This is a genomic window from Roseivirga ehrenbergii, from assembly GCF_001593005.1.
GTDB classification, from domain to species: Bacteria; Bacteroidota; Bacteroidia; order Cytophagales; family Cyclobacteriaceae; genus Roseivirga; species Roseivirga ehrenbergii.
The window spans coordinates 1-433 of record NZ_LQZQ01000021.1 but is presented as its reverse complement, the minus strand read 5'-3'; the positions used below and the strand labels follow the sequence as shown (position 1 = coordinate 433).

The 433-nt window shown below is 49.2% G+C and carries 1 protein-coding gene; it reads left to right on the top strand.

Annotated features, from left to right (window positions below; translation table 11 throughout):
- Positions 1–28 precede the first annotated feature (28 nt).
- On the top strand, positions 29–433 hold a 405-nt coding region (locus tag MB14_RS09125), incomplete at its 3' end, for a hypothetical protein (RefSeq protein WP_446238829.1).

Genomic DNA, 433 nt, shown 5'->3' with positions numbered 1-433 from the left:
CGCCCGCTTTGATGAAATCCTTCAGCAGATGAAAGACGCAGAGCAGGCCAGACTACAAGCCAGCTTCGATCAAGAAGCACAGAGCAAACTAGAGGCGGTACAGGCCGAAGAAGCAAGGATCAAAGCCGAGCAAGAGGCAGAAAGACAAAGACAAGAAGCAGTGGCTCAAGCAGAAAGAGATAGACAGGCACAATTGGCAAGAGAACAAGCTGCACAACAAACCGCAGCCCAAACTCAAAGCAACGACACCACAGACGATTACTTAATTGTAGTAGCTTCTTACTCAGTGGGCAACCGTTACGGCAAGCTGTACTTAGAAGAGCTGAAGGCAGAATACCCTAATGCAGGCCTGTTTACCAGTCAAAAGCGTAACCTAGACTACCTCTACATCGAAAGCCTGAACGACTTCGACAAGGCCATCGCCCGCATGAAA